Below are 26,069 nucleotides of genomic sequence, written 5' to 3' on the forward strand. Positions count from 1 at the left end.
GGTCCGCAAATGGGGGCGGGGCCACGTAGGGTAAGGGGGTGACGACAGCTCTTTACCGCAGGTACCGTCCCGACACCTTCGACCAGGTGATCGGGCAAGCTCACGTGACCGATCCTTTGAAGGCGGCTCTTCGCGCCAATCGGGTGACTCATGCGTACCTGTTCTCTGGGCCTCGCGGATGCGGTAAAACCACCTCAGCTCGCATCCTTGCACGCTGTTTGAATTGTGCGCAGGGGCCCACCGATACGCCGTGTGGCCAGTGCGATTCCTGCAAGGAATTAGCCACGGGCGGTTCAGGGTCTTTGGATGTGGTTGAGATTGACGCGGCGTCGCATGGCGGCGTTGATGATGCGCGTGACCTGCGTGAGCGCGCCACCTTTGCCCCGGTGCGTGACCGCTACAAAATCTTCATCATCGACGAAGCCCATATGGTGACGAACCAGGGCTTTAACGCGCTGCTCAAACTCGTTGAAGAACCCCCCGAACACGTCAAATTTGTTTTTGCCACAACTGAACCCGAACGCGTTATTGGCACGATCCGTTCGCGCACCCATCACTATCCTTTCCGACTCGTTCCCCCCGATGTTCTTGAGCCGTATTTACATGGCCTGTGCGATGAAGAATCTGTTGATGTTGGAGATGGCGTCCTCGGTTTGGTGATGCGCGCGGGCACAGGTTCTGTGCGTGACACTTTGTCTGTTTTGGACCAGCTGATGGCGGGGTCGGTTGATGGCCGCGTGGACTATCAGACCGCCGTGTCTTTGCTGGGCTACACGGACAATGCCTTGTTGGATCAGAGCGTTGATGCTTTGGCCGGTGGGGATGGAGCTGCCGCCTACAGGGTGGTTGAAAGAATGGTCGAATCCGGCCACGACCCGCGTCGTTTCGTTGAGGATCTTCTTCAACGGCTACGTGACCTGCTCATTATTGCTGTCGCCGGTGACGGTGCGAGTGAAGTTTTAGCTGGAACTCCGGTGGATCAATTTGAGCGCATGCAACATCAGGCGCGCAATTGGGGTCCCCGTGGGCTTTCGCGTGCGGCGGATCTGACTGATGAGGCTCTGCGCGCCATGACGGGAGCCACTTCGCCCAGGCTCCAACTTGAGTTGTTGATCGGGCGCATCCTTGTTCCCGCTGACGTAGCTGCACCTGCCCAAGCTGGTGGCCCGGCAGTTCAGAATGCTCCAATGCCTGGAGCGGTTGGAATGTCTGGAGGAGGGGCTCCCGAAGAGGGCCGTTTTGGCGCGAGGGAAGCTCGCGAGGCTCTCAAACGTCGTCGTGAATCGCAAAACTCGACCCAAGCACCAACGCGTCCGCAGGAGGGTACTTCTTCAGCGGCTTCGGCATCGGCCGGGGCACCTAGCCAGCCTGCTACGCCACCAGCTGGTGACACTGTTGGTCAGCGTCCGGAACAACCTGTGGCTCCGCGTCAAGAAACTTCCGTTCCTAGTGCAGACGCCGCGGCGCCGACCAACCAGGGGTGGCCCGAAGCGTCAATCCCCGGTAGGGCTGCATCTCAGCCGGATACGGCCTCCTCGCCATCGACTGATCAACAACCAGCAGTTGATACTGCCCAGGCTCCGGTGGCGCCCCCTGCCCCACCGGAAGTAGCTTCCCAGGACACTTCGGCTCCACCAGCTCAGGCGCAAGGCTCCGAACAGCCACAGACCGTGAGCGCTGCGGCCGTATCAGGCCGCGAAGCCGACATGATCCGAGGCCGTTGGAATGAGATCGTTGAAAGACTTTCCTCCATTAGTCGCGTGACCTGGTCCCTGGTGGGTGGCAACGCTCAACTCGGTGCTGTCGATGGAACCCAGGTTGTCCTGCTCTTCCCCGTTGACCATATGGCCGCTAACTTCGTGCGAGGCAATCGTGGCGCCGACGTTGAAAAAGCCATTCAGGAAACAACCGGTCTAGTAGTGCAAGTGAGTGCACAGGTAGGACAAGCCTCTGGCGGCAGCGCCGTCACCGCCCCTTCGGCTCCTGCATCCCAGCCGCAGGCTGCTGCGTCCTCGGCACCACAACCTGAACCGGCCGCCGCTCCCTCTGCCCCCGCGCAACACCCAGATCCCACACAAGGATGGGTTTCGGAGCCGCCCCCTTTTGAGCAAAGCGAGTATTCGCCTCGGCCAGAACCCGCCCCAGAATATGAGCGTGACAACCAGGGCGAAGCATCTGATTCACCTCAAGAAATTGAAGACACCAGCCTAGGCGTTGAACCCGAGGCTGTGGGCGGACAAGAAGAACCGAAAGCCCCGCAAGGTGAAGATGTGCGGCCAAGCGAGCCGGTTATTCATCGTTCAGGCTTTAGCGTCTTCACCTACCCAGGTGACGACGACAATCACGACAGTCAATCTCAATCAGACAACACGGCAGAAGTGGCAACGCAACAACACGCATCCGCTGTGGCTGAACCGGCAGCGCCAAGGCCCCCTGCCGTTGAGTTTGACGACGAACCCGAAGACGATGACACGGACGTGCCCGCCTACCAAAGCGATGACCCCACTGAATCAGATGCCACCGCATCAAGCGAACTGAACGCCAGCACAAATCTTTCAGGCTGGGATGTTCCCGTGGCAGTCCCCGGGGGCCAAAACTCTGTCACTTTCCAATCCGATCACAGTGACTGGTTCCAACCTGAGCCCGTTACTGAGCCAAGTGCTGTCCCCGAGGTTCCACGACCCTCCGGTCGTCTGGCTGCCATACAAGCCCTGCGTGAGCAACAACAGGACCATGCTCGTGACAATGCTGCCCCCCGTTCATCCGTCCTCGATGATGACACCGCCAGTATTGATGACGAAGACATTGAAAACTCCGCCTTTTTTGGCCTGCCAGCAGTCCTGGAGATTCTCGGAGGTAAAGTTATCGAAGAAAAGTTTGACGAAGGAAACCGCTGACCCGTGTACGAAGGCGCCCTACAAGACCTCATAGACGAATTCGGCCAACTCCCCGGAATCGGACCTAAATCGGCCCAACGCATGGCCATGCACGTCCTCGACTCCGAACACGAAGACGTTGCGCGACTCGTCGATGCCATCAACGCCGTGCGTCACCGCGTCAAACACTGCGAAATCTGCGGCAACCTCACCGAAGACACCACCTGCACCATCTGCCAAGATGTCCGCAGGGATGACACTGTGATCTGCGTGGTCCAAGAACCCAAAGATATCCAAGCCATTGAAGGGGCGCGGGTATTCCGCGGCCGCTACCACGTCCTCGGCGGTGTTATCGACCCCATCCACGGGATCGGGCCAGAACAGCTGCGCATCAGCCAACTGATGAGTCGCCTTGGAAACGGGCAGATCAACGAAGTCATCCTGGCAACCAACCCCAATGTTGAAGGCGAAGCTACCGCCGCCTACCTGGCGCGAATGCTCGGCACGATTGGAGTTGCCACCTCGCGCCTCGCTATGGGTTTGCCTATGGGCGGAGACCTCGAATATGCCGACTCCGTGACATTGGGGCGAGCCCTCGAAGGCCGTCGCCAAATGTAAAGCGGGTTTCGCACTAGGCCGATCCCTCCGTGGAGGTGATTGGGGACCACCTGGCGGCGAACATCCACAGTAAACCCACAGCCCCCAGACGGTGACCCGGCCACGTCCTCGTGGCAGAATCACTATGTGAACTCAGCAGCCCACGCCACCTTCGTCCGCGCCGACGGCACACCCGCACGCATCCTCGTGGTTGATGACGAGGCCGTCCTCGCCGAACTTCTTGCCGCCTCGCTGCGCCACCAAGGATGGGACACGAAAACTGCGGGAAACGGTTGGGAAGGTCTCGACCTAGCAGACGACTTCGACCCCGATATTGTCGTCCTAGACATTCAGATGCCCGGACTTGACGGCATGGAAACCCTGAGTCGCCTACGCAAGAAGAACCCGCACCTGCCCGTCCTTTTCCTCACAGCGCGCGACGCCGTGGCAGACCGTGTGGCAGGCCTGCGAGCAGGCGCCGATGACTACGTCACCAAACCTTTCGACCTTGACGAAGTGACCGCCCGAATTGATGCGCTCCTACGCAGGTCCGGCATGGCCTCGGCTACCGTCTCCCACGTGCTGACCGTGGGCGACCTCGTCCTGGACGAAGACTCGCACGACGTCACTCGGGACGGCGAACCCGTGTCGCTGACCAACACCGAGTTTGAACTGCTGCGCTACCTCATGGAAAATCCCAACGTCGTTTTGTCGAAGTCTCAGATCCTCGACCGCGTCTGGTCCTACGACTTCGGTGGACAAGCCAATGTTGTCGAACTCTATATTTCCTACCTGCGCAAGAAACTTGAAACGGATCGGACTCCGATGATTCACACCGTACGCGGGGCAGGCTACATCCTGCGACCCGGCGAGGACATCAGGTGAGACGCACCAGTCGAGGTTGCGTTCGACGCAAACCACTATCAACGCGTGTCAGCGTATTCCTGGCAATCATCGTCACTTTGGCACTGCTAGCGATGGTAGCCAGCTCGGGTTTCGCGATGCGTACCTGGATGACCAACCAGGTCGAACACAGCCTGATCGACAGCCTTCGGCGTGCAACCCAGGACAAGAGCAGTACCGATCAGGTTGCGCCCCTGACTCAAGCAGCCCAATCAGGAAGCCAACTTGGAGCCAACAAGCTCGACGAGGATCACGGGCCGGGCGCAAACGGCAAGGGTGTCCCGGAAGGGCTCAACGGCCCCGGACTGGCGGAAGGATCTCTGCGCGCCTCCGAAATCAACGGGCAGTTAACTGGCGGGGTGATCCATGACTTCGACATCGTCGCACTGTCAGACCGAGCCCTCCAAGAACTCACTGAACTGCCAGACGGCAAGCGACCACACACCGTGGATATTGACGGCTTGGGTTCTTTCCTTGTGCGTGTCGGCCAGGACACCAATGGTCAGCGCGTCATTGTTGGCCAGTCAACCGCCCAGATTGACACGACAACACTGGCTCTTATGGCGGTTGAATCTGCGCTCGCCCTCGTCATCATTGTTGCGGCGTCGATTATTGGTAGACGCTGGGTGGTTCGCGAAATGCGTCCGCTTGGTTCTGTTGCCGCCACTGCCCGCCACATTGGCGCTCGCGATCTTGCCTCTGAAAAGGTTGAGCCTTTCGACCGTGTCCCCGCCGACGTGGCGGTACCTGGAAGCGAAGTTGGCGATGTTGGCCAGGCTTTGAACTCCATGATCGACAACGTTGAAGGAGCTTTGCAGGCCAGAGCCGAGTCGGAGCAGAAATTGCGCCAATTCGTTGCCGACGCATCTCACGAGTTGCGCACGCCATTGGCTTCCATCCAGGGGTACACCCAGTTGTTGCAAAAGGACTCCATCGAGGAAGAACTTGCGCTGTCGCGTATTGCTTCCGAGTCGAAGCGTATGTCGGGGTTAGTTGAGGACTTGCTGCTCTTGGCCAGGCTTGACGCTGGACGTGAGCTGGTCAGCGTACCAGTAGATGTTCTGCCCTTGGTGTTGGATGCGTTGTCCGACGGGCACGCGGCTGGCGGAGACCACGAGTGGAGTCTGGATATCGACGAAGATATTGCAGACGAGGGAGGGTCTTTCATCGTCATGGGTGACGAGGCTGGCCTGCGTCAGATCCTGGCAAATCTTGTGACGAATGCGCGGGTGCATACCCCTGCAGGAACTCGCGTCACAGTGGGAGTCCGGGCGATTCCTGTTGGCGAGGGCGATGTGGTTGCTGATGCTGGATCCAAACGACACGCGTGGAGGCCTGGGGCAGGCCCGGCAGGCTCGATTCGACTCAGTGTTGCCGATTCTGGCCCCGGAATCCCCGAACATCTGCGATCCACGGTGTTCGACCGATTTGTTCGTGGAGACTCGTCGCGCACGCGTAGTTCCCAGGCGGGCGTAACCGCCACAGGTTCGTCAGGTTTAGGCCTGTCGATTGTGGCGTCTCTTGCCCAAGCTTTGGGCGGGCGAGTAGATATGACGACATCTTCAGACGGGACAACTTTCGAGGTCTACCTGCCCCGTGCGGTGACAGACGCTGATAGCTGATTGAGGATCCAGCGTCGCGGCTGGCTATGGCTTTTGCGAGTTGTACGCCCGGATCCGCCGTTGTGCGCGGAGCCCCACCGTTATACGTCGGTGCCTGTTCGTAGACGAGCCGACGTCGGTGCATAACGGTGGGTTTCGGCGAACGACTGTGGGTCTCGGCGAGGGCGGGTGGCCGAGACCGAAGCTCAAGCAACGGTTCCAGTGCGCGTCTACGCCAGCAGAGACCGATCGGACAATCCTGCGCCCAGCCCCCCTCGCAGACGGTCAAACTCAGAGAGCAGAGAGTCAACCGTTGCGGCGGCTTTTGCGAGTCCCGATAGTTCGAACATAATGCGGCCTTCATGCATCATGATGAGCCGATTACCCATTTGGAGTGCCTGCTCCATGTTGTGCGTGACCATCATGGCTGTCAGGTTCTTCGATGACACGGCCTGATCTGTCAGCCTGGTAATTAAATTCGCGCGTGCCGGGTCCAACGCAGCCGTGTGCTCATCCAGCAAGAGCACCTTCGGGTTTGAGAAGGTTGCCATTGTTAACGACAGCGCCTGGCGCTGACCGCCGGATAGCAGCCCAACCTTGGTGGTCAGACGATTTTCTAGCCCCTGTTCAAGGGGAGCCAGAACCTCGCGGAAGAGCTGACGTTTCTTGTGAGTCAGAGCCAGGCCGAGGGTGCGCTTACGACCTCGTGAATAGGCTAAGGCCAGATTTTCCTCAATAGACAGGTGGGGTGCAGTGCCCGCCATCGGGTCTTGAAACACCCGGGCCACCAGGTTGGATGTCTTGTGCTCGGGCAGCCTCGTGGTGTCTTGTCCGTCGATGGTGATACGACCAACGTCGGCCTGGTAGCGACCCGACACAATATTGAGCAGCGTCGACTTTCCGGCTCCATTCGAACCGATGATGGTAACGAAGTCGCCCTCGTTCAAAGACAGGGAAACGTTGGATAGGGCGACACGTTCGTTGACGGTGCCTCGGAAGAAGGTCTTAGTGACGGCTTCAATCTCAAGCATCAGAGCACCACCTTTTCGTTGTCGCGTTCTTCGGGCGAATGGGTGATGTCCGGTTCGGGCACCAGGGTTCGGGCGCGACGTTTGGCTCGGATGTCAGCAAAAATCGACACTCGGGGCAGCATGAGTGCCGCGAACACGATGATCGCGGAAATGAGTTTCATGTCGTTGGCTTCCAGGAAGTCCACACCGAGTGCAAGCTGAATGATGACGCGGTAGATCACTGATCCGAGCACCACGAACAGGGATGTGACCCAGACTCCCCGCGAGCCAATGAGCGCGGTTCCGATAATGACGGACGCCAGACCGGCAACGATCAGGCCAATACCCATCGAAATATCTGCAAACCCTTGGTATTGGGCGACGAGGGCGCCCGAGGCGGCAACCAAACCGTTGGACAGCGCCAGACCAAAGATTTTGTTATTACCTGTGCCGACGCCCTGAGCGCGAGCCATGCCCTCATTGTCACCAGTGGCCCTCATGCCCAGACCGATCTGGGTGGACAGGAACCAGTTAAAGCAGGTGGTGACCACGGCGACGAGAACGGCGAAGATTCCAACGGACACCCACGAGCCGAGCAACCCCTCCGCGCGCAATGGGCTCAGTGTTGTATCGACACCACGCAGTAAAGGCACATTGGCTTTGCCGAGGATTCGTAGGTTGATCGAGTACAGACCAATCTGGGTGAGGATGCCCGCCAGCAGCGGGTGGATGCCCGCCAGAACGTGCAGAGCTCCGGTAATGAGGCCGGCGACACAGCCTGCGAGGAAGCCACATGCGGTCGCAAGGAAGGGGTTTTGTCCGGCTGTGATCATGACGGCGGCCACGGCTGCGCCCGTGGTGAAGGACGAGTCGACGGTGAGGTCGGCGATGTCGAGGATTCTGAAGGTCAGGTAGACCCCCAGTGCCATCAGTCCGTAGATCAGACCGAGGTCGAGAGCAGTGAGCACGGATTGTCCTTGCGTGTTGACGGGGTGTCGGGTGTGACGAGTTGTCGCGGTATGGCGAAGTGCCTGGGTGCGACAGGTTGCCGAGTAGAGGGCCGGGGTCTGGCTCTTACTCGATGGTGATGGCTTGGGCGAGGAGGTCCTCAGGGATGGTCAGACCGATGACGGCGGCGGTGGAGGTGTTGATGGTCAGCTGGTATTCGTTTTGGGTTTCCACGGGCAAGGTGGCGGGGTCGGCACCTTCGGTGAGGATCTTGATAGCCATTTCGCCGGTCTGGTAGCCCAGGGTGGAGTAGTCGATGGCGTAGGTGGCGAGTCCGCCGTTGGCAACGGAGTCGGATTCTCCGACGACGAGTGGAATCTTGGCGTCTTCGGCGGCCTGGACGACTGATGTGAGCGCGGAGACGACAGTGTTGTCGGTGGGCGCATAAATGGCATCGACAGACCCTGCCAGGGACTGGGCGGCCTGCTGAACTTCAGCGGAGTTGGTGACGGTCTTTTCAACGACGGTCAAGCCTTCGGCCTCGGCTGTTTCTTTGGCAATCTTGACCTGGACTTCGGAGTTGACTTCGCCCGAGGAGTAAATGATTCCAACGGTCTTGGCTTCAGCATCAAGTTGCTTAATGAGTTTGATCTGGTCTGCGACGGGGTTCATATCCGAGGTCCCCGTGATATTTGATCCGGGTGCTTCCAGGGAATCGACGAGCTGAGCAGAAACTGGGTCGGTGACGGCGGTGAAGAGGACGGGCGTATCGACGATGGCTTGGGCTACGGCCTGGGCCGAGGGGGTAGCAACAGCGAGGACGAGGTCGAGGTCGCCCTCGGCGAACTTGGAGGCGATAGATGTGGCGGTGGCCTGATCGCCTTGGGCGTTTTGTTCATCGAATTCGACGTTGATTCCGGCGTCTTCGAAGGCTTTCTTGAATCCTTCGCGCGCGGCGTCCAAAGATGTGTGGGTGGTGATCTGGGTGATGCCGATCCTGTAGGTGTCACCTGAACCCGCGTTTGTCGTGTCGCTGGAGGTGCCCGTGGCGTCCGTTGAGGATCCGGAGCATCCAGCCAGGACGAGGGCGGCCGCTGTGGCGGCGGTTGCGACAAGGGTAGTTCTGCGGGTCATGGCGGAGCCTTTACGTGTTGACGTCGATATTCCTGAGGCGAAGCGTGGTGTGGCGCTTCGCCCGATTGGTTTCGACGCTAACGGTCAAAGACTGCGTTGAGTTGAGGGTGTTCACTTGGTGAACAATCTGCGGACTATTTTCTTCCGCTATCTGAGATGGAGAGGGGTTGCTTTAACCTCGCGCCGAGAGTAATCCCAAGGCCACGCGTACGCGGTAGCGCGCGTCCGCGCCATCGTGGGCACCAATAACAGCGTCGGCGCCAGTGCGGCACTCATCCAGCGTGTGATCGGCGAGCAACGCGCCGACGCCAGCAATGGCTCCCGATGCCATCGACAAAGACGTCACTCCCATGCCAACAAGAACCGCCGCCAAGAGGGGATCGGCTGCAGCCTCACCGCACACGCCCACAGGCTTACCTGCCCGGACACCAGCCTGAGCGATATGCTTGATGAGGGCTAAAGGAGCTGGCTGCCACGGATCGGAATACTCAGCTAGATCAGCTGACTCGCGGTCAGTGGCCATCGTGTACTGGGTGAGATCATTGGTGCCGATGGACACAAAGTCGACGACCTCAAGGAATTGATCAATGAGGATTGCCGTGGCAGGCACCTCGATCATGATGCCGGCTTTCAACGACACCCCAAAAGTCTCATTGCGTTCGGCCACCAAAGATACGAACCATTCGGCTTCGGACAAAGTGGATACCATCGGCGCCATCACCCACACGTCGACCTCGGGCGACGCCATTGCTGCCACAGCAATCGCATCCAACTGATTCGGCAACACCTTCGGGAAAGGCCCCGTGGTGCGAATCCCGCGCACGCCCAAAGCGGGGTTGGGCTCATCGCGCAAAGTCGCATAGGGCACTGGCTTGTCAGAACCCGCATCCAGTGTCCGGATGACCACTTTGTGGCCCGCCCACGGCTCCAACGCCTCCACATAAATGCGCGTCTGTTCATCAACGCTGGGCTCAACTGAAGTTTTGAGGAAAGCTAACTCGGTTCGAAGCAGCCCCACGCCCTTGGCTAAGCCGGCATCGTGTGCCCGGTGTGATGACTGGGGGTCTGCGACATTGGCGAGAAGATCAATATTGACCCCGTCCGCTGTGCGCGCGGGACCGGACCACTGACTGACCTTCGTCGCCCGATCACGATCCAGTCGGACGCGCTCGGCGGCCTCGTCCTCGTCAATACCCGTAGAGATCGTGCCCTGCGTGGCATCAAGGAGAACTGCTTGCCCATTGTGGACTTCGCCCAGGCCGCGCGCAGCAACAATGCACGGGATACCGAGTTGGCGCGAAATGATCGAGGTGTGAGAGGTTGGCCCACCAAACTTCGTCGCAATACCCAAGCAAGTAGCGGGGTCCAAGCCTGCCGTATCGGCAGGGGATAGGTCGTCAGCCAAAAGGATGAAAGGAGTATCTAGATCGGGAATACCCGGCTCGGGAATCCCTTGTAGCCGTGCCAGGACACGATCTCGGACATCACGCAGATCCGTGACCCTCTCAGCCATGAGCCCACCAGCAGTTTCAAATTGGATGACGAAACGTTCAGTCGCCGCCATCACAGCCTGCAAAGCTGGGATTCCCGAACGGATACGAGTCGAAACATCCTTCGTCCATGCACGGTCAGTGGCCATCGACGCAGTCATTATGAGGACCTCAGCCGCCTCACCGTCAGTGTGCGAAGCCTTCTCGAAGAGACCATTGGCCACCGCGTCGCTGGCTTCCAGGAAACGACCAACCTCGTCCTCGCGCACATGGTCGGGCAAATAGGGAGCTGATTCGGGAGGAAGCGCAGGCCGGTTGATCCACGCGGAGGTGCCATACGCCACTCCCTGAACGACAGGGGTTCCGTAGATCTTCGCTGACATGTGGGCCTCCTCCTGTGCGAGAGCTTGTGCCCTGCGTGCAATAACGATGAATGCCTTGCGTTCATAGCAAACGACTCAGCCGTGCGCTGTGGATCGGGTGGATCACACGGGAACAGAGTATCCCCCAGGCCTGGCCGATGATTGCGAACGGAAAACCATGCCGCAATATTGATCTCAGCCGCCCTGCGAGGGCATCTGCCAGCCGGCGTGTGGTGTTGAATATGACCGTATGCCGGGCGCCGCCAATCTTGGCGCTCCCTTTACTTAGGATGGCAAGTGGATGCGGCTTCAGCCGCCCACCCCGCAAGAAGCCGTTGAACCGGCAGAAATGAGTAGAACCTGTGGCGCTGATCGTCCAAAAGTACGGCGGCTCATCCGTGTCCGACGCGGAGGCCATGAAACGTGTAGCCAAACGCGTGGCCGAAACCCACGAGGCCGGACACCAGGTTGTCGTCGTCGTATCGGCGATGGGCGATACTACTGACGACCTGCTCGATACAGCCGCAGAGATCACCAAAAACGCTCCCGAACGCGAAATGGACATCCTTTTGTCAGCTGGAGAACGCATCTCAATGGCTTTGCTGTCCATGGCTGTCAACGAGCTTGGAGTTCCCGCCACCGCCTACACCGGCGCCCAGGCCGGCATCCGTACAAACTCAAACTTTGGTCGCGCCCAGATCATCGGCATGGTCCCTGAACGCATTGCTCGCGCCATCAAGGACGGCCAGGTTGCGATCGTCGCAGGTTTCCAGGGCGTATCCAAGGACGAGGACGTAACCACCTTGGGACGCGGCGGATCCGATACGACGGCTGTTGCACTCGCCGCGGCACTCAATGCTGACGTGTGTGAGATTTACACCGACGTTGACGGCTTGTTCTCAGCTGATCCCAGGATTGTTCCCAAAGCTCATCGCCTGCGCACCCTGACCCAGGAGGAAACCCTGGAGATGGCTGCTCACGGCGCTAAGATTCTGCACTTGCGTGCCGTTGAATTCGCGCGACGCTACGGCGTTCCTCTGCACGTGCGCTCCTCCTTCTCTGAGAAGAACGGCACGTGGATCTCTGATACTCCTGCAAATCCCCAGCTCAAGGGCATGGTGCCCGCCGCGGCCCTGGCCAACCCCGAGGAAGAACACATGGAACAGCCCGTTATCTCAGGAATTGCGCACGATCGTTCCCAGGACAAGATCACCGTGACGAACTTGCCGAATACTCCCGGCCAGGCTGCGCGCATCTTCGAAATCTGCGCTGAGGTCGGCGCCAACGTCGACATGATCGTTCAGAACGTGCCGGTCTCAGACCCCACGAAAGCCAATATCACTTTCACCCTGCCCGAGGGGGATGCGAAGAAGACGCTGGCAGCCTTGGAAGCTCATCGAGCAGAGATCCAATTCGATGATCTGCGCTACAACCCGAATATCGGCAAGCTGTCACTCATTGGTGCGGGGATGCGAACCAACCCGGGTGTATCTGCCAGGCTCTTCAAGGCCTTGTCTGAAGCCAATATCAATATGGATCTGATCTCGACTTCAGAGATCCGCATTTCCGTGGTCACTAAGCTCGACGATCTTGATCGTGCCGTTCAGGCGGTCCACACGGCTTTCGGCCTCGATGCCACCGAGTCTGAGGCTGTCGTCTACGGCGGCACTGGCCGCTGATCTTTGGTCGCTTTCACGGCCAAACCCTACTTCTACCCAGGCCTCGCGGCCACACATAGCGCTTGCCCCAATAAGTGGGGCCCACTGAAGGAGAACTCATGAGCGGACTGAACGTTGCGGTTGTTGGAGCCACCGGCCAGGTGGGGCGTGTGATGCGCACACTGCTGGAAGAACGTGACTTTCCTGTTGCTTCTATTCGTTTCTTCTCGTCCGCACGTAGTGCGGGCACAACCTTGACTTTCAAGGGTCAAGATATTGTGGTCGAGGATGTTGCTACGTCTGACTTCTCCGGCATTGATATCGCGGTGTTTTCTGCGGGTGCTACTGCGTCGCGTCAGTACGCTCCGAAGTTTGCCGAGGCCGGCGCTGTCGTGGTGGATAACTCGTCGGCGTGGCGCAAGGACCAGGATGTCCCGTTGATCGTGTCTGAGGTTAATCCCGAGGACGCGTCGAATCGTCCCAAGGGCATTATTGCGAATCCGAATTGCACCACGATGGCTGCCATGCCTGTGCTTCGCCCGCTGGTTGATGCTGCGGGTGGGTTGGAACGCCTGTTCGTGTCGTCCTACCAGGCGGTGTCTGGTTCGGGTGTTAAGGGTGTGCAGGAGTTAGTGCGTCAGACTCAAGCGGGTGTGACCCAGGATCTGTCGGCCTTGGCCTTGGATGGGCGTGCGGTGACTTTGCCTGATCCTGAGGTGTATGTGGCTCCTATTGCTTTTGACGTGGTTCCCCTTGCGGGCGCCATTGTTGATGACGGCTCTCTGGAGACAGATGAGGAGCAGAAACTGCGCAACGAGTCGCGTCGCATCCTGCACATTGAGGACTTGAAGGTGTCGGGTACTTGCGTGCGTGTCCCCGTGTTCACAGGCCACACTTTGACGATCCACGCGGAGTTTTCAGGTCAGATCACGCCTGATCAGGCTCGCGAGATTTTGGAGTCTGCTGCGGGTGTGCGCGTTGTGGATGTGCCGACTCCCCTGGAGGCTGCTGGCCGCGACGAGGTGTTGGTGGGTCGCATCCGCCAGGACCAGGCGGTCGATGGTGGCCGAGGACTGGTCATGGTGGTGTCAGGTGACAATCTGCGTAAGGGTGCGGCCCTTAATGCCGTCCAGGTTGCCGAGGTCGTTGCCGCCGAGCTCCTCGCCTGACTACTCCCTCTTCTTCTTTCCGCGAGGGACGCCCAAAACTCCCGCGAGGGACGCCCATCTATCCCAACGAGAGCTGATTCGGATAGGGTCAGACTATGACCACCACGCGGATGCCCGCTGCAATTCTGTGGGACATGGACGGCACCCTTGTTGACACCGAAGCCGTGTGGTCTGCGTCCTCGGACTATGTCTTCGGCCTCCACGGGCGCGCGCTTTCGGACGAAGACCGGATGCTTTTGCACGGCTCCTCTGCCGACCATGCCGTCGAAGTCTTCCGGCGAGCCATCCCAGAGGTCGACCCACGCGTCCTCTTTGACGAGGGCGAAGCCTACGTCCTTAATCGGATCACCCAAGATCTGACCGTCATGCCGGGTGCTATGGAACTGGTGGACGAGTTCGCTGGCTGGGGCATCCCTCAAGGCGTGGTGACTGCATCGAATACCGTCATCGTCGACCTTGTTTTTGAACGTCTGAATACGACGGCTTTCGGTGCCCGAGTCACAGGAGATTCCGGGGTGGCTCAAAAACCTTCACCCGAGCCATATGAGTTTTGTGCCAAACTGCTGGGCGTCGACATCAAGGACTGCTTGATCTTTGAGGATTCGCCCTTTGGTCTACGCGGTGCCAGAGCTTCAGGTGCCCGAGTTTGGGATGTCACTGAGCGGCCTCTTGAAGGAATCACTGTCGACAATATCCTTGAGGCTTTAATTCTATGAAAACAGTTCGAGGCAAAACTCTTGTGAGCTTCTGCCTCGAACTGTTAGCAATGAGCGATTGACCTCTTCCAGATCAACCAAGCGGCAAGATCAGGCCTGTTCGCCGGACTTCTTTTCTGCCGCGGCAATGTCGGCGCGGACCTTGTCCATGTCGAGTTCTTCAATCTGGCTGATGAGATCTTCTAGGGCGGGTCCGGGAAGTGCGCCAGACTGACGGAAGATTGCCACTCCGTCGCGGAAAGCCATGAGGGTGGGGATCGACGAGATCTGGGCGGCGGCAGCGATCTGCTGCTCAGCGTCGGTGTCGATCTTGCCGAAGACAATGTTCGGGTGCTTCTCAGAAGACTCTTCGAATACGGGGCCGAATTGGCGGCACGGGCCACACCATGAAGCCCAAAAGTCGACCAGGACAATGTCGTTGTCGGCGACGGTTTTTTCGAAGTTGTCGTTGGTCAGGTTGACGGTAGCCATTGTTCTCCTTGAGTCTTCCGGTTTTGCCGGTGAAGTTCTGAGTCGAGGACTTTCTCCCCGTTCACTAGCCTCAACGATGCCCGATGTGTTTCTATTCCGCGCGATGAAGCACATTCGTTGTAAATCGGCACTGTTGTTCTGGTCAGTGGTGCATGGGGCAGCGCATCGCAGCAGCATCACGCTCTGCGTCGCTGCGGCGCGCGTCCTCGGCCCGCAACTCCGTGACCAGGGCGGCGGCCTCGCCCTCGTCAGTGAGTGCTGTCGCCGCAACCTTCTCTGGGCAGACCCCGATACCACGCAAAATGAAGGTTTCAACTTGAACCAGTGAAGCTTCACGTTCTTTGGGATCGAGTGGCAGGCGTTGTCCAGCCAAGGATGAGTGGATGAGCGAAACGAGGGCGAGTGGATTCTGACGTGGAATTGCGCCAGTGCGCATCGCGGCGTCGAGGATGTGGAGTAGGACGTGCCCGATGATTCCGGCATGATCGGCGAGGTGCTCAGAGTTCTCACGCGACATCTGCCTGCGTAGGTTCATGGAGGATGCGACATGGTATCGCGCTGTTATTTCCAGGTGCGATCGCAGGTAGATCCGCAGCTGTTCGATCGGATCGTTTTCGCCCTCGAGGGCTTCTTGAAGAACTTCAGTAAATTCGGAGGTCACTTGGCGCATGTAAGCCAGCAGCAGAACTTCTTTGTCGGCGAAGTGGTTGTAGACGGCGGTGCGTCCAACTTCGGCTCGTTCAGCGATCTGGGACATGGTGATGGTGTCAAAAGACTGTTCGGCGAGGAGGTCGCCGAGCGCCTCGAAGAGGCGACGCCGTGTCAGACTACGATGGTCGGCCAGGCTTTCCCCGATGATTTTTGGCATAGAAACATTCTGACAGATTTGGGTGAATTGTCGTTAACCTAGGTGACGTATTCGCGCGCACTGATTGGCAACCGCCAGAGCAATGAGGAGGTCGTGGCCGATCCAGTCGAGGTCTACGATCTCAGCTAGGTTCATCCATCGCAGTTCAAGATGGGACTCTTTGCAAGTGGGTGCAGGCGAATGTGAGGGCACTTCACACAGCCACACGCCCATGCGTCGTCCCTGCAGGATTGGCCACCACCCGTCCTCGGGCCCGTGCACTTGAGGGCCGACTGTGACCTGGCAGTCCAGCTCCTCTCGGATTTCGCGTACGAGGGCGTCCGTGGGTTGTTCGCCGTGCTCGATTTTGCCGCCGGGTAGTTCGAATCGCCCTCGCAGGTCTTGCGGGTAGGCGCGTGCGGCGCACAGCAGGCGGGTGGGATGTGACAGCGAGTCGACGATCGCAGCGGCGGCAACGGGGCGAGGTGTTGGTGTGGTCGCAGAAGGCGACGAGGGCGGGTCTGGGTGAGTCACGTTCACCACCATAAGTGCGAGGGTGTGAGTGTGGGGTGCGTGGCGAACTCCCGATTACAAATATCACCCGCGAGGGACGCCCAAGTTTTGGGTCCTATGGATGAGATTGTTTGGCTAGCGCGGTGACTGCCCGATATGATTGCCTCCGTTCCAACATGTTGAGAATGAACATGCGGGCGTAGTTCATCGGTAGAACGAAAGCTTCCCAAGCTTTAGAGGCGGGTTCGACTCCCGTCGCCCGCTCAGGTATACCTCCTCTTGTCAACTTTGGTGGATCGACCCTCAACATTTATCCGGTGTGTGGTGTGGTCAGATCTGCGTGTTTCAGGTGTTGTGTAAGGCTAAGTGGTCGAACGCTTTGTCGAGGTTCATTGCGAAATTTGCTGCCGCTAGTGAGTTCGAATTGGCAGCTTTTCTCTCGGGGGTCGTTGGGCGTCGCATGCTTGCCAGATGGCAAGCGGGATACGTTGAGCTTCCAGATTTCTTTACGAGACAAAGTGAGCATTTCAATCATTCGGGAGGTGTCAAGAGAACTGAGAGAAGGCCGTGGGGTGAGACCGGCCTTTAGTTTATTTATGATCTTTATATCTTCTAGAAGAATGCGAAGAAAGCCGCTTCGGTGACAGTGACGGCAATCGTTCCTGATGAGTCTCAGTACAAGTTCGCCGAAGGTACTAAAACCTCGTGAAAGTTTGAGGCCAAGGCTGAGACAAAGTGCTGTGGTTGGCAAAAACCAACCGATCCGCACCCGTGGCCGGTTCATCCATTGTCACAAAGATCATTGTGGCGACAGGGTCCTTTGTGGGCTTGGGCTGCACAGCAATGTACGCCTTGCGTGCCTTCGGATGTGTCGATCTGCGACCAGATTCATGGCGGGTGGACAGAACCAATTCTGCGTAATTGTCGACCTTGAACAGGTGACAGATTTCCCCCAGGGCTTACCGCTACCAAAACCCTTATGAGCTGGCATGGTTGTGAGCCGTTTGAACCCTGAAGAGCCCCTGATTCTACCCTGATTCTTCCAATCTTGGCGGCTAATCAAGCTTTTGGGTGCTTAGGCTCTGTCTATCAACTCGACTATCCACACTTTACTTCCTGGAGGAAATATGCCCACCAAGGTGCGCTCAGCTCAGGTGTTCAACGTTCTCAAAGTTCTTATCTGGGTTGTTATAGCCATTGCCCTGGTGAAATTCGCCTTCTTTCCTGGCGTAGCCGCAAAAGATGTAGCTCAATCCCTTGATCCTTCTGCTGACTACGGGCAGATAACGGTTGCTCCCACGCGCGGTGACATTACGAACTCTTTGTCTCTACAAGGGACGATTGAGGCTGATGAAGCTGCTCCGGTCAAAGCGACTCTTGATGGGGAAGTCAGCTATCTATACGTCAGTGATGGTGCTGCGGTTAATGTTGGTGATCCGATCATTGAGATCCGTAAGAAAATGCCTGGTGAAGACACCCAGGTTCAGGATGAGGAAGGGAATGTCACGACTGTTCCCGGAGAATCCTGGTACAAATACGCTACAGTTCGTGCTTCTGCCGCAGGAACATTGCGTATGAATGCCCTGTTGGGGCAGCAGTTTGCCATTGGAGATACCGTCGCTACGGTCGCACCGTCTAGCTATTCAGCAGTTGCTAACCTGACCTCCGATCAGATGTATCGCATTCAGGATGTGCCAGCGTCGGCGACCATCAGCATCAAGAACGGTCCTGCTCCCTTTGAATGCACAGGCGTGACCATAGTCACTCCAAAACAGGCTGCGGCACCCAACCCAAAGGAGTCGACGGATTCGTCGTCATCTTCGTCATCATCTTCTACCTCGATCCGAGCAAAATGTTCTATCCCAGCAGATCAGAAAGTCTTTCCAGGATTGCAGGTCAAGATGGATCTTGTAGCTGGCCAAGCTACCGGAGTCCTTCTCGTTCCCGCTTCCGCTGTGGAAGGTCGCTACCAGTCCGGCTTCGTTTATGTACCTGGTGATGATCCTCAAAACCCGGTCAAGACGCCCGTAGAACTGGGACTGACTGACGGTAAAAATGTTGAGGTGAAATCTGGTATCGATGAGAGCACGCAGATTCTTGAATACACGCCAAATGCGCAGGCGGAGAAGGATAAGGAAGCCTCAAATGGACCGTCTGAAGGATCTGGGGAAATGACGGGCTCGGCTGACGAGGGCGCTACCGGCGCTGGATCGGCGCAGTGATATGCCACTGATTCATCTAGCGGGGGTTACCCGCAGCGTCGTTCTACCTGATGGGCAAGACTTACATATCCTGCGTGGAGTCAATCTTGATGTCCGTGAAGGCGAACATGTGTCAATTGTTGGTCGATCCGGTACCGGAAAATCGACAATGCTCAACATTATCGGAATGCTCGACAAACCAACGAGTGGCGAATACACGATCAATGGTGAGGATGCAGTGCACCTGACCGAGGCGCGTCGTGCGAGAATGCGCGGAGACTCATTCGGCTTCGTCTTCCAGCAATTCAATATCTTCCCGGCCAGGACCGCTCTGGAGAATGTTGAAGTGCCGCTTCTATACACCGCGGGCGCTGACTTTTGGCGGCGCAAGCAATTGTCACAGCAAATGCTTGAACGCGTCGGATTAGGAGATCGAATCAACTCCTATCCAACGCAGATGTCCGGAGGCGAGCAACAACGCATTGCTATCGCCCGTGCGCTTGTGCGCGCTCCGAAAATCATTTTGGCTGATGAGCCAACCGGCGCTCTAGACCCGGGTACCGGACGTGTAGTCATGGAACTCTTGGAGACGGTGGCTCAAGAGAACAACGCAGCACTCATCGTCATCACCCATGACTCTGCTGTCGCAGCTCGAGCGGATCGTGTACTCCAGCTCGGTGACGGTCATCTGACTGATATCACAGGGAACAGCCGAGAACATCTTCCTTCTAGGGACGAGGATTCTTCGACCGCGAATGCGCCTTCGGATTCCAGTGGTGCAGCGATCACTCAGGAGGTTACAGCGTGAAGATGCTCAACCAGTTGATTGGTGCTCTTGTTGAAGCATGGGGCGAAGTTAAGGGTCAGAAGAGTCGAGTCATCCTTTCCCTGGTGGGTGTCGTTGCAGCGGTGGCTGCAATGTCTACGGTCATCGCATTGGGAGATCTTATGGTCCAATCCAGTAAGGAAATGTTGGAGTCATCTTCCGGTCGAGCGACGACACTGCACGTCACGGTATCGAAGGAGAGCTCATCCTCGTCTGGAGAGTCTGCTTCAGACGCCGGAGCCTCGGCACCGGGAACGGCAGGAGACGAAGGTAACGAGGGATGGTCGAGTGCTGCCACCGGTGTCGTCAATGACCCGATCGGTAAGGCGATGCTGACCGTCGCCGAACGCCTCAAAATTCCCTATTGGTCTCGAATGGAATCGGCGCCTATTGAGCTGACTGAGATTATTCAGGCGCAGAATTCTGGTCTTTTTCAAGGGCGGGCTGTTGCTCAGCCCGAGTTCGGTTGGCAAGGGGTGAGCGTCAAAGCCGTGGATCCGAATTATTCGGTGATTTTCAGAATCAAGCCGCAGGTGGGTCGATGGATTGACGACGCTGACATTGATCAGAGGGTCACCCCGATCGTTATCAATTCGATTCTATGGGATTACATGGGGCGTTTCCCCATTGATGGTTCTCAGCCAATTCTGTTAACAGCTAATGACGGAAGCGGTGCCCGTTTCCGAGTCGTGGGCGTTGTCCAGTCGCCTTCACAATGGGACAGCCCTACCGCCTATATGAACTACGACGCATGGCAGTTACTAAAAACACCTGATAAGACAGGTCAGGGAGGTGCCAATACGGAGATGCTCGTATGGGCGGGTGCTGATCAAGCAGATCAGGCGCGCAAGATTCTGCCGAAGGCGGTCGCTGCCGTTATGGGGCAGGGGTGGTCTGGCAAAGTTCAAGGTGGAGAGACTCTGGATGCAGGCCAGTCTCAGATCAATTCGATTCAGAGGGGCATTATGGTCGTTGGCGGTATCGTCATTTTCTTGGGAGCCTTGGGGTTGCTCAACGTTGCGATTGTGACGGTGCGTCAAAGGGTACGAGAAATTGGTATTCGTCGCGCAATGGGGGCTTCTGCGATGCGCGTGTTCTTTGCGGTATTCCTTGAATCTGTGGTCGCAACTTTCGTCGCAGGCGTGCTGGGTGTGGCCTTAGCCGTGATCATCGTTCGTTTCATGCCCCTAGAATCCCTGTACATAACCCTGCAAGAGCGTCCGTCGTTCCCGGTGAGTGCGGCGGTTGTCGGAGTCTCAATTTCCACTGCCATCGGTGCTTTATGTGGCATCATTCCGGCCTTTGCGGCGATCAAGGTCAAGCCCATCGACGCAATCCGCTATTGAAAAGCCGTAACGCATAAGTTCAGCGTGGCAAAGTAACCGCGTTCGTTTCAGAGTCGTAAGAGATGAGTCCATCGGCAAGCAGACCGTTGATCACACGCTGTGCTTGATTGATGGACCCTCCGGGTAGAGTTGCTGTTGCGAGGGCCTCTTGCAACGTCAACGACTCGACAGAAGGGAGTGCCGTTGATGGAGCCAGGTCCTGGTCCTTGCCAACGTGCAGTGCGCGCAGGGCCGCCATGATCTTACCGCGTGCCTGACGGTCAGTGCCCTTCCATGCTTGCCCCTTGGGTCGTACCTCGGATCGGGGAAAGCCCGCCCTCGCCCACGCGCAGTCGCCCACCAGCGGGCACGTTGGGCACGAGGGTGAACGCTGGGTGCAATGCAACGCACCGAACTCCATGAGTGCAACGTTCCACTGGGCGGCCTCGACACCCAGCTCTGGCAAGAGACTCGTTGCGTGGACAATCTCTTGTCTGCTAGGAGAGGCCTTTGGGGCAAACTCCTTGCCCTTGAAGATACGTGTAATGACACGGCGAACATTCGTATCGAGGACGGGTAAACGTGCGTGAAACTGGAAGGACGCTAACGCCGAAGCCGTGTAGGGGCCAATACCAGGCAAAGCAAGAAGTTCATCCATAGAGGCAGGCACCTGGCCGCCGGGGCGTCGCGTAATGGCGATAGCACACTCGCGCAGCCGCAAAGCGCGCGACGGATACCCTAAATGTTTCCACTCGACGAGAACGTCGGCGGCAGACGCCACTGCTAAATCAGAAGGGGTTGGCCACAGCTGCATCCAACGCAACCAGATCGGTTCGACACGCGGGATTGGTGTTTGTTGGCTCATTACCTCGAACACCAGGGTTGCCCAAGGAGACACGTCAACGCGCCGCATAGGTAGATCGCGACCGTAAGTGGCATACCAATCCAGTAGGCGCGAACGGATAGTGGTCAGCACGTCGCTATCGGAGGCTAACTCTTTGGTCATGGGGACAGGGTATCGCCAGAACTAAAGGCGGCAGATTTGATTGAAGGATGTGGCGATGTTGGTCAAGGTCAGGTTTACCTCAAGAAGCTGGAGAACGGCAGTTGTGTCTTAACAGGGATTGAGCGCGTCAATTATTGGAAAAGAGGGGTCTTCTTATAGACTGCCAATCTGGATGGGACGTGTGTCCTGACCAACGCGGCCCCTATTCTGCGACCGCGATCAATACAGTAATAGGAGTCATTCGATGACTAACCCCACTCCGCAAGATCCGAACTCGCCCTACGGCGCTCCGCAGGGACAACCCCAGTATTCGCAGCCTTCCTACGGCCAGCAGCCTGTCGGCACCCCCACTGGAGCAGCCAAGTCCTTCGTCGTTGCCATCCTCCTGTCGATCTTCCTCGGTGGTATCGGTGCCGTTGACTTCTACATGGGCCATAAGAAGACCGGTATCTACAAGCTCGTCCTCACCGGGGTCGCAACCTTGCTCTACATGATCGGTTTTAGTATGAGCTTGACAGCAGTTGCAAATTACAGCGAGCCCAGCGGCATGGGCGTTACGCTCATCAGCGTGGGTGGCCTGCTTTACTTGGCGATGAGCGCCTGGGCCCTCGTCACCATCATCTGCGTCATCGCGCGCAAGTGGATGTATGCCACCGACTCTAACGGAGTTCCGCTGGCCTGACCCGGTTCAAAGCATCTCGCTAGGCGAGCGTCGCGCGGAACGATTCTGCGCGGCGCTCGACTTTTATTCAACCTACATGTCGGGGCAAATCCCGGGGTGATTCAGGGCCCTCCCCGATGGGGAGAGTGAGAGGGGAAACGCTACAGTGAAAGCGTTACGCCTAGCGCGCCCTCGTACAAGAACAGACAAGGTACACAGATGACAACGCCCGATCCTCAAGATCCCACCTACGGTCAGGCTCTCGATACGACCTCTACCTCTTTTGATGCCAACGTCGGCCAACACGATTCATACGGCCAACAGGGCTACCAGCAGCAAGGCACCTACAATCAAGCACCCTACGGTCAAGCTCCCTATGGCCAGGCCGCTTACGGACAGCCACAACCGGCTTACACCGCTCCGGTTGAGCAAAAACCCATGATTGTGGCGGCCCTGCTCGCCTTCTTCCTTGGATACCTCGGAGTCCACAATTTCTACCTGGGCCACGTCAGCAGAGGAGTCATCCAACTCATCCTCACGCTGACCATCATCGGGTCTTTTGTCTCAGCCATCTGGGCATTCGTTGAATTCATCCTCATCCTCATGCGCTCAGGCTCCTACGCCTACGATGCTAGGGGAGTGCCGCTGTCCTGAACCACGAGACCCGCATCGTTGACCATGCCGCCCTCGTTCCATGTTGACGAGGGCGGCTCTATAACTCACTTTGATATGGAAGAATCGGACCATGCTGCTCAGTGATCGCGATATTAAAGCCAGCCTGGACTCCGGGCGTATTCAGCTCGACCCGCTCGATCGCGGACTCGTCCAACCGGCATCCATAGACGTGCGCCTCGACAGGCTCTTCCGTCTCTTCGACAACCACCGCTACTCGGTCATCGACCCAGCAGCCGACCAATCAGACCTCACACACCAGGTCGACGTTGGCCCAGACGAACCCTTCGTCCTGCACCCTGGCGAATTCGTTCTAGGAGCCACCTACGAACTCGTTACCCTCGGCGACGACATCGCCGCCCGCCTCGAAGGCAAATCCTCCCTCGGGCGCCTTGGCCTGCTGACCCACTCCACTGCAGGATTCATCGACCCAGGATTCTCCGGCCACGTCACCCTCGAACTGTCCAACACTGCAACCATGCCCATCAAGCTCTACCCCGGCATGAAAATCGGACAACTGTGCTTCTTTAACCTGTCCTCACCCGCTGAACATCCCTACGGCTCAGGCCCCCTCGGTTCGCACTACCAAGGTCAGCGCGGTCCCACGCCCTCGCGCACCCACGAGCGTTTCAACAGGACACGCATCGAACGCTGAAATTGCCCATGCCCGACCAATCTTCACAGCCTCCACCTGTACCGCAGCGCAGGTCTCTGCGTGAGCGAATGACTGACGCTCAAGCGATGCGTCAGCAAAATGCCCACAACCAGGCCATTGAGAAAACAACCAACGTTGGGCACCTGCTCACTCAAACAGCAATCACCGGGATCGGGGGACTTGACGACCTCGACACCGCGTTCAGCATTGACGAAACTGGACTTGTTGAAAAAATCCCTTCCGCTGCGCCCATTGCCGCAACATACGATGTGCAAGGTGAAGCCGGATACATCGACCTCGACTTAGCGCAGAGCCACCACCTGTTGCTCACCACTGATGAGGTCGACCCCAGTGAGCTGGAAGCGCTCGCGGTCTCCGTGTGGGACGACGCTGGATGGGTGAGCGCCGGCGACCTGCGCCTGACCTCCGACGCGCGGCTGTTGGGCCCCTGGCGAATTGACCAAAAAACTCGGAGTGCATTGACTACCCCAGCCAACCTCACCAACGCCTGGGTCGTGCACTGCCCCCAAACCCGCGGGTCAGCCCCGGAAGAGGCGCTCGTGGCATCCGACAACCTCGCGCAAGCATTCCCCGAAGGCATGCCCGTCGGCCTCGAGTACCGGGTGCTCCTCACATTGACTCGCATGGCGCGCAGACTCGCAGCCGGAATCCGAATCTCCGGATCAGGACACTTCATTGAACCCGACCCGGACTCGGCAGTTTCGCTCAATGTCTACACGCCTCGTTGGATCGCGCCGGTAGATCTCATCCAGGCTCTCAAAAACGCCTTTGCGGATGTGCGTGACGTGCGCGACGTAGCGCCCCCACCTGTGCCTGCTAAAGCTAAACGCGCCGACGTCCAGAAGATTGAAAAACTTCGCGCAGACCTGGGACCCGTCCGCCACGACATTGCCACGAAGATCGCTAAAGCCCGTGCAGAAACTGAACGAAGGGCTCAATCGGCTCAACCGCAAGTGGTCGACGGGTACGCGGTGATCGCCAAGGTCGGAAACCGCTCCGACATGATGATCGAAGTACGCACTGTACCCAGGCCGCCGCGCGTGCTGCGCTGGGAGTCGTGGACCACTGGGACCATCGTGGAATATCAGCTGCGGTGGTTACCGGGGGGCACCATGGATATTCCTGTTACCGGATTGAGCCGCACTGCGCGCTTGGAGCGTATGCGTTCCACTGAGAGCATCGAGAAGGCCGCTGGCATCGTTGTTTCGTTGGTTGGTGGTTCGGTCGTTGACGAGGACGGGTTTCTCGTCGGCCTCGAACAGAACTGATCTGGCTGGGGCACTGGGTGCTCTCCGATCGCGAGCCAGCCCGCCCGCTCGCCGATGTCGCTGTGCGAATCGGCTCGAAGCCCGACCAGGCCCCGCTGACTCACGATCGGATCGCCGCTTCCTGCGCGAGCCAGCCCGCCCGCTCGCCGACCTCCACTGCTGTGCGTCGACGCCTGCTCGTAGACGAACCGGCATCACTGCATAACGGTGGACCTCGGCGAAATCCATTTCCTTTGCCGAAGCACAGGTTGTCTTCAGGGTCTTCTCAGCCGAGTTCGATCAAATGGACTCATCAATGAAGGAGGCCCAACAATGGAGCAGAATCAAACGATTCGCGAGGTCGAACTCATCTTCGACGACGACACCGCGCAGCAGCCCCGATCCACTGCAGAAACGCCCGGAGGCCTGGGCGGACATCGACTTGCAGGCGGCCGAGTCCCCACCAAAGCCCTCCTAACAACCATGGGTGTCACCGGAATTGGCGGGATCATTGCTGCCAACATGGGAACGGCAGGATTTGCTGGACTGACCTCCACATACGCAGCTGCCACTTCAGGGGCCCCCGCTTCTGCAAGCAGCATCGCGTCATCCCTGCTCGGGCCGATTGGAGCAACCGCCCTGGTTCTCGGATCCTGGTTCATCATGCGGCGCAAAGGCCTGCACTCCCAGGCATCAGCCCTTCTTGTCACCATGTGGAGCTCCCTGCTGATCTCAGGGGTTGTCTCCGCCTTCACGATCGGAGCCACCCCCTTCCTGGTGAGTGCCATTGCTTTTGCTGCGGCAGCCACTACCGCAGCCACAGCCTTGCTTGGACGATCCGGCCGCGGCGTCATTGGAACTAGTGCAGCCGCAGCGCTCACCGCTGGAGTGTTAGTGATCGGTGGGCTGAGCGGTCTTCTGATCGCTTCCGGTGGAGCGACCGTTGTGGGCGCCATCGGCTCGGCAGTCGTCGGAGTCTGCGGAGCACTCTTGGGTGTCAAAGCCTGGAACCGCTGGTGGGCGCCGGTAGTTGAATACCGCGAGAGGGTCTCCTCCTACGTCAACGCAATGTTCGCCGCAACATCGGCAAGCGTCTACTGACGCGCCCCAGCCTCGGCTACTTTAGAAACGGCCACGGGCCCTGTTCATCAGGGAGAACC

General features: G+C 58.2%; 23 protein-coding genes and 1 tRNA gene. 16 read left to right on the top strand and 8 right to left on the bottom strand.

Going from position 1 to position 26,069, the window contains the following annotated elements; genetic code table 11:
* The first annotated feature begins 38 nt into the window (after window positions 1-38).
* From G439_RS0100855 to G439_RS0100870, 4 genes are all read left to right on the top strand, one after another.
* Window positions 39-2,897: a DNA polymerase III subunit gamma and tau gene (locus tag G439_RS0100855; RefSeq protein WP_022867301.1), complete on the top strand. Its 2,859-nt coding sequence runs from the start codon at window positions 39-41 to the stop codon at window positions 2,895-2,897.
* A 3-nt stretch (window positions 2,898-2,900) separates the two neighbouring features.
* Entirely contained in the window at window positions 2,901-3,494 is a 594-nt protein-coding gene (gene recR / locus G439_RS0100860; RefSeq protein WP_022867302.1) for a recombination mediator RecR, read from the top strand.
* 126 nt (window positions 3,495-3,620) lie between these two features.
* The gene (locus tag G439_RS0100865) at window positions 3,621-4,358 is read left to right on the top strand and encodes a response regulator transcription factor (RefSeq protein ID WP_022867303.1); all 738 of its coding nucleotides are present in this window, start codon (window positions 3,621-3,623) and stop codon (window positions 4,356-4,358) included.
* Complete coding sequence (locus G439_RS0100870; RefSeq protein WP_022867304.1) at window positions 4,355-5,998, top strand: sensor histidine kinase; 1,644 nt, start codon at window positions 4,355-4,357, stop codon at window positions 5,996-5,998. Before G439_RS0100865 ends, G439_RS0100870 begins: the two co-directional genes overlap by 4 nt.
* A 209-nt stretch (window positions 5,999-6,207) precedes the next feature.
* Here the strand turns inward: G439_RS0100870 and G439_RS0100875 are convergent, their stop codons facing one another.
* The 4 genes from G439_RS0100875 to G439_RS0100890 form a co-directional block, all read right to left on the bottom strand.
* Complete coding sequence (locus G439_RS0100875) at window positions 6,208-7,008, bottom strand: ABC transporter ATP-binding protein (protein WP_022867305.1); 801 nt, start codon at window positions 7,006-7,008, stop codon at window positions 6,208-6,210.
* A complete protein-coding gene (locus tag G439_RS0100880) occupies window positions 7,008-7,955 on the bottom strand; it encodes an ABC transporter permease (RefSeq protein ID WP_022867306.1) in 948 nt (315 codons plus the stop codon). Before G439_RS0100880 ends, G439_RS0100875 begins: the two co-directional genes overlap by 1 nt.
* A 106-nt stretch (window positions 7,956-8,061) precedes the next feature.
* Window positions 8,062-9,069 (bottom strand): ABC transporter substrate-binding protein, encoded by a 1,008-nt coding sequence (locus G439_RS0100885; RefSeq protein WP_022867307.1) that lies wholly within the window; start codon window positions 9,067-9,069, stop codon window positions 8,062-8,064.
* A gap of 172 nt (window positions 9,070-9,241) precedes the next feature.
* Window positions 9,242-10,942: a phosphoenolpyruvate--protein phosphotransferase gene (locus G439_RS0100890; RefSeq protein ID WP_022867308.1), complete on the bottom strand. Its 1,701-nt coding sequence runs from the start codon at window positions 10,940-10,942 to the stop codon at window positions 9,242-9,244.
* Between the two features lie 341 nt (window positions 10,943-11,283).
* Here G439_RS0100890 and G439_RS0100895 point away from each other — a divergent pair, with 341 nt between their 5' ends.
* The 3 genes from G439_RS0100895 (at window position 11,284) to G439_RS10635 (ending at window position 14,464) form a co-directional block, all read left to right on the top strand.
* Complete coding sequence (locus G439_RS0100895; RefSeq protein WP_022867309.1) at window positions 11,284-12,600, top strand: aspartate kinase; 1,317 nt, start codon at window positions 11,284-11,286, stop codon at window positions 12,598-12,600.
* A 98-nt stretch (window positions 12,601-12,698) separates the two neighbouring features.
* A complete protein-coding gene (locus G439_RS0100900) occupies window positions 12,699-13,748 on the top strand; it encodes an aspartate-semialdehyde dehydrogenase (protein ID WP_022867310.1) in 1,050 nt (349 codons plus the stop codon).
* Between the two features lie 95 nt (window positions 13,749-13,843).
* Window positions 13,844-14,464, top strand: a complete 621-nt coding sequence (locus G439_RS10635) for an HAD family hydrolase (protein WP_022867311.1) — start codon at window positions 13,844-13,846, stop codon at window positions 14,462-14,464.
* Between the two features lie 90 nt (window positions 14,465-14,554).
* Here the strand turns inward: G439_RS10635 and trxA are convergent, their stop codons facing one another.
* The 3 genes from trxA to G439_RS0100920 all read right to left on the bottom strand — a co-directional run bounded on the left by trxA (window position 14,555) and on the right by G439_RS0100920 (window position 16,316).
* Entirely contained in the window at window positions 14,555-14,935 is a 381-nt protein-coding gene (trxA, locus tag G439_RS0100910) for a thioredoxin (protein ID WP_022867312.1), read from the bottom strand.
* 142 nt (window positions 14,936-15,077) lie between these two features.
* Window positions 15,078-15,803 (bottom strand): TetR/AcrR family transcriptional regulator, encoded by a 726-nt coding sequence (locus G439_RS0100915; RefSeq protein WP_022867313.1) that lies wholly within the window; start codon window positions 15,801-15,803, stop codon window positions 15,078-15,080.
* Window positions 15,804-15,836: 33 nt separating this feature from the next.
* Entirely contained in the window at window positions 15,837-16,316 is a 480-nt protein-coding gene (locus G439_RS0100920; protein ID WP_243442527.1) for an NUDIX domain-containing protein, read from the bottom strand.
* 172 nt (window positions 16,317-16,488) lie between these two features.
* Between G439_RS0100920 and G439_RS0100925 the strand changes: the two genes are divergently transcribed.
* From G439_RS0100925 to G439_RS0100945, 4 genes are all read left to right on the top strand, one after another.
* Window positions 16,489-16,559, top strand: a tRNA-Gly gene (locus G439_RS0100925).
* A gap of 863 nt (window positions 16,560-17,422) precedes the next feature.
* Window positions 17,423-18,517 carry an efflux RND transporter periplasmic adaptor subunit gene (locus G439_RS10640; RefSeq protein WP_022867316.1) on the top strand — a complete coding sequence of 365 codons (1,095 nt, stop codon included), beginning with the start codon at window positions 17,423-17,425 and terminating at the stop codon, window positions 18,515-18,517.
* A gap of 1 nt (window position 18,518) precedes the next feature.
* Entirely contained in the window at window positions 18,519-19,304 is a 786-nt protein-coding gene (locus G439_RS10645; RefSeq protein ID WP_022867317.1) for an ABC transporter ATP-binding protein, read from the top strand.
* A complete protein-coding gene (locus G439_RS0100945) occupies window positions 19,301-20,668 on the top strand; it encodes an ABC transporter permease (protein WP_022867318.1) in 1,368 nt (455 codons plus the stop codon). Before G439_RS10645 ends, G439_RS0100945 begins: the two co-directional genes overlap by 4 nt.
* Before the next feature lie 19 nt (window positions 20,669-20,687).
* On the opposite strand, the gene G439_RS0100950 is transcribed toward G439_RS0100945, so the two are convergent.
* Complete coding sequence (locus tag G439_RS0100950) at window positions 20,688-21,560, bottom strand: HhH-GPD family protein (protein WP_026459255.1); 873 nt, start codon at window positions 21,558-21,560, stop codon at window positions 20,688-20,690.
* Window positions 21,561-21,897: 337 nt separating this feature from the next.
* Here G439_RS0100950 and G439_RS12080 point away from each other — a divergent pair, with 337 nt between their 5' ends.
* The 5 genes from G439_RS12080 (at window position 21,898) to G439_RS0100975 (ending at window position 26,010) form a co-directional block, all read left to right on the top strand.
* On the top strand, window positions 21,898-22,335 hold the full coding sequence (locus G439_RS12080; RefSeq protein WP_022867320.1) for a TM2 domain-containing protein: 438 nt from the start codon (window positions 21,898-21,900) through the stop codon (window positions 22,333-22,335).
* A gap of 198 nt (window positions 22,336-22,533) precedes the next feature.
* Entirely contained in the window at window positions 22,534-22,968 is a 435-nt protein-coding gene (locus G439_RS12085; RefSeq protein ID WP_022867321.1) for a TM2 domain-containing protein, read from the top strand.
* Between the two features lie 91 nt (window positions 22,969-23,059).
* Window positions 23,060-23,641 carry a dCTP deaminase gene (dcd, locus tag G439_RS0100965; protein WP_022867322.1) on the top strand — a complete coding sequence of 194 codons (582 nt, stop codon included), beginning with the start codon at window positions 23,060-23,062 and terminating at the stop codon, window positions 23,639-23,641.
* 68 nt (window positions 23,642-23,709) lie between these two features.
* Entirely contained in the window at window positions 23,710-24,930 is a 1,221-nt protein-coding gene (locus G439_RS0100970; protein WP_243442528.1) for a hypothetical protein, read from the top strand.
* Between the two features lie 312 nt (window positions 24,931-25,242).
* The gene (locus G439_RS0100975) at window positions 25,243-26,010 is read left to right on the top strand and encodes a hypothetical protein (RefSeq protein WP_022867324.1); all 768 of its coding nucleotides are present in this window, start codon (window positions 25,243-25,245) and stop codon (window positions 26,008-26,010) included.
* Window positions 26,011-26,069 lie beyond the last annotated feature (59 nt).

The organism is Schaalia vaccimaxillae DSM 15804, from assembly GCF_000420425.1.
GTDB lineage: Bacteria > Actinomycetota > Actinomycetes > Actinomycetales > Actinomycetaceae > Pauljensenia > Pauljensenia vaccimaxillae.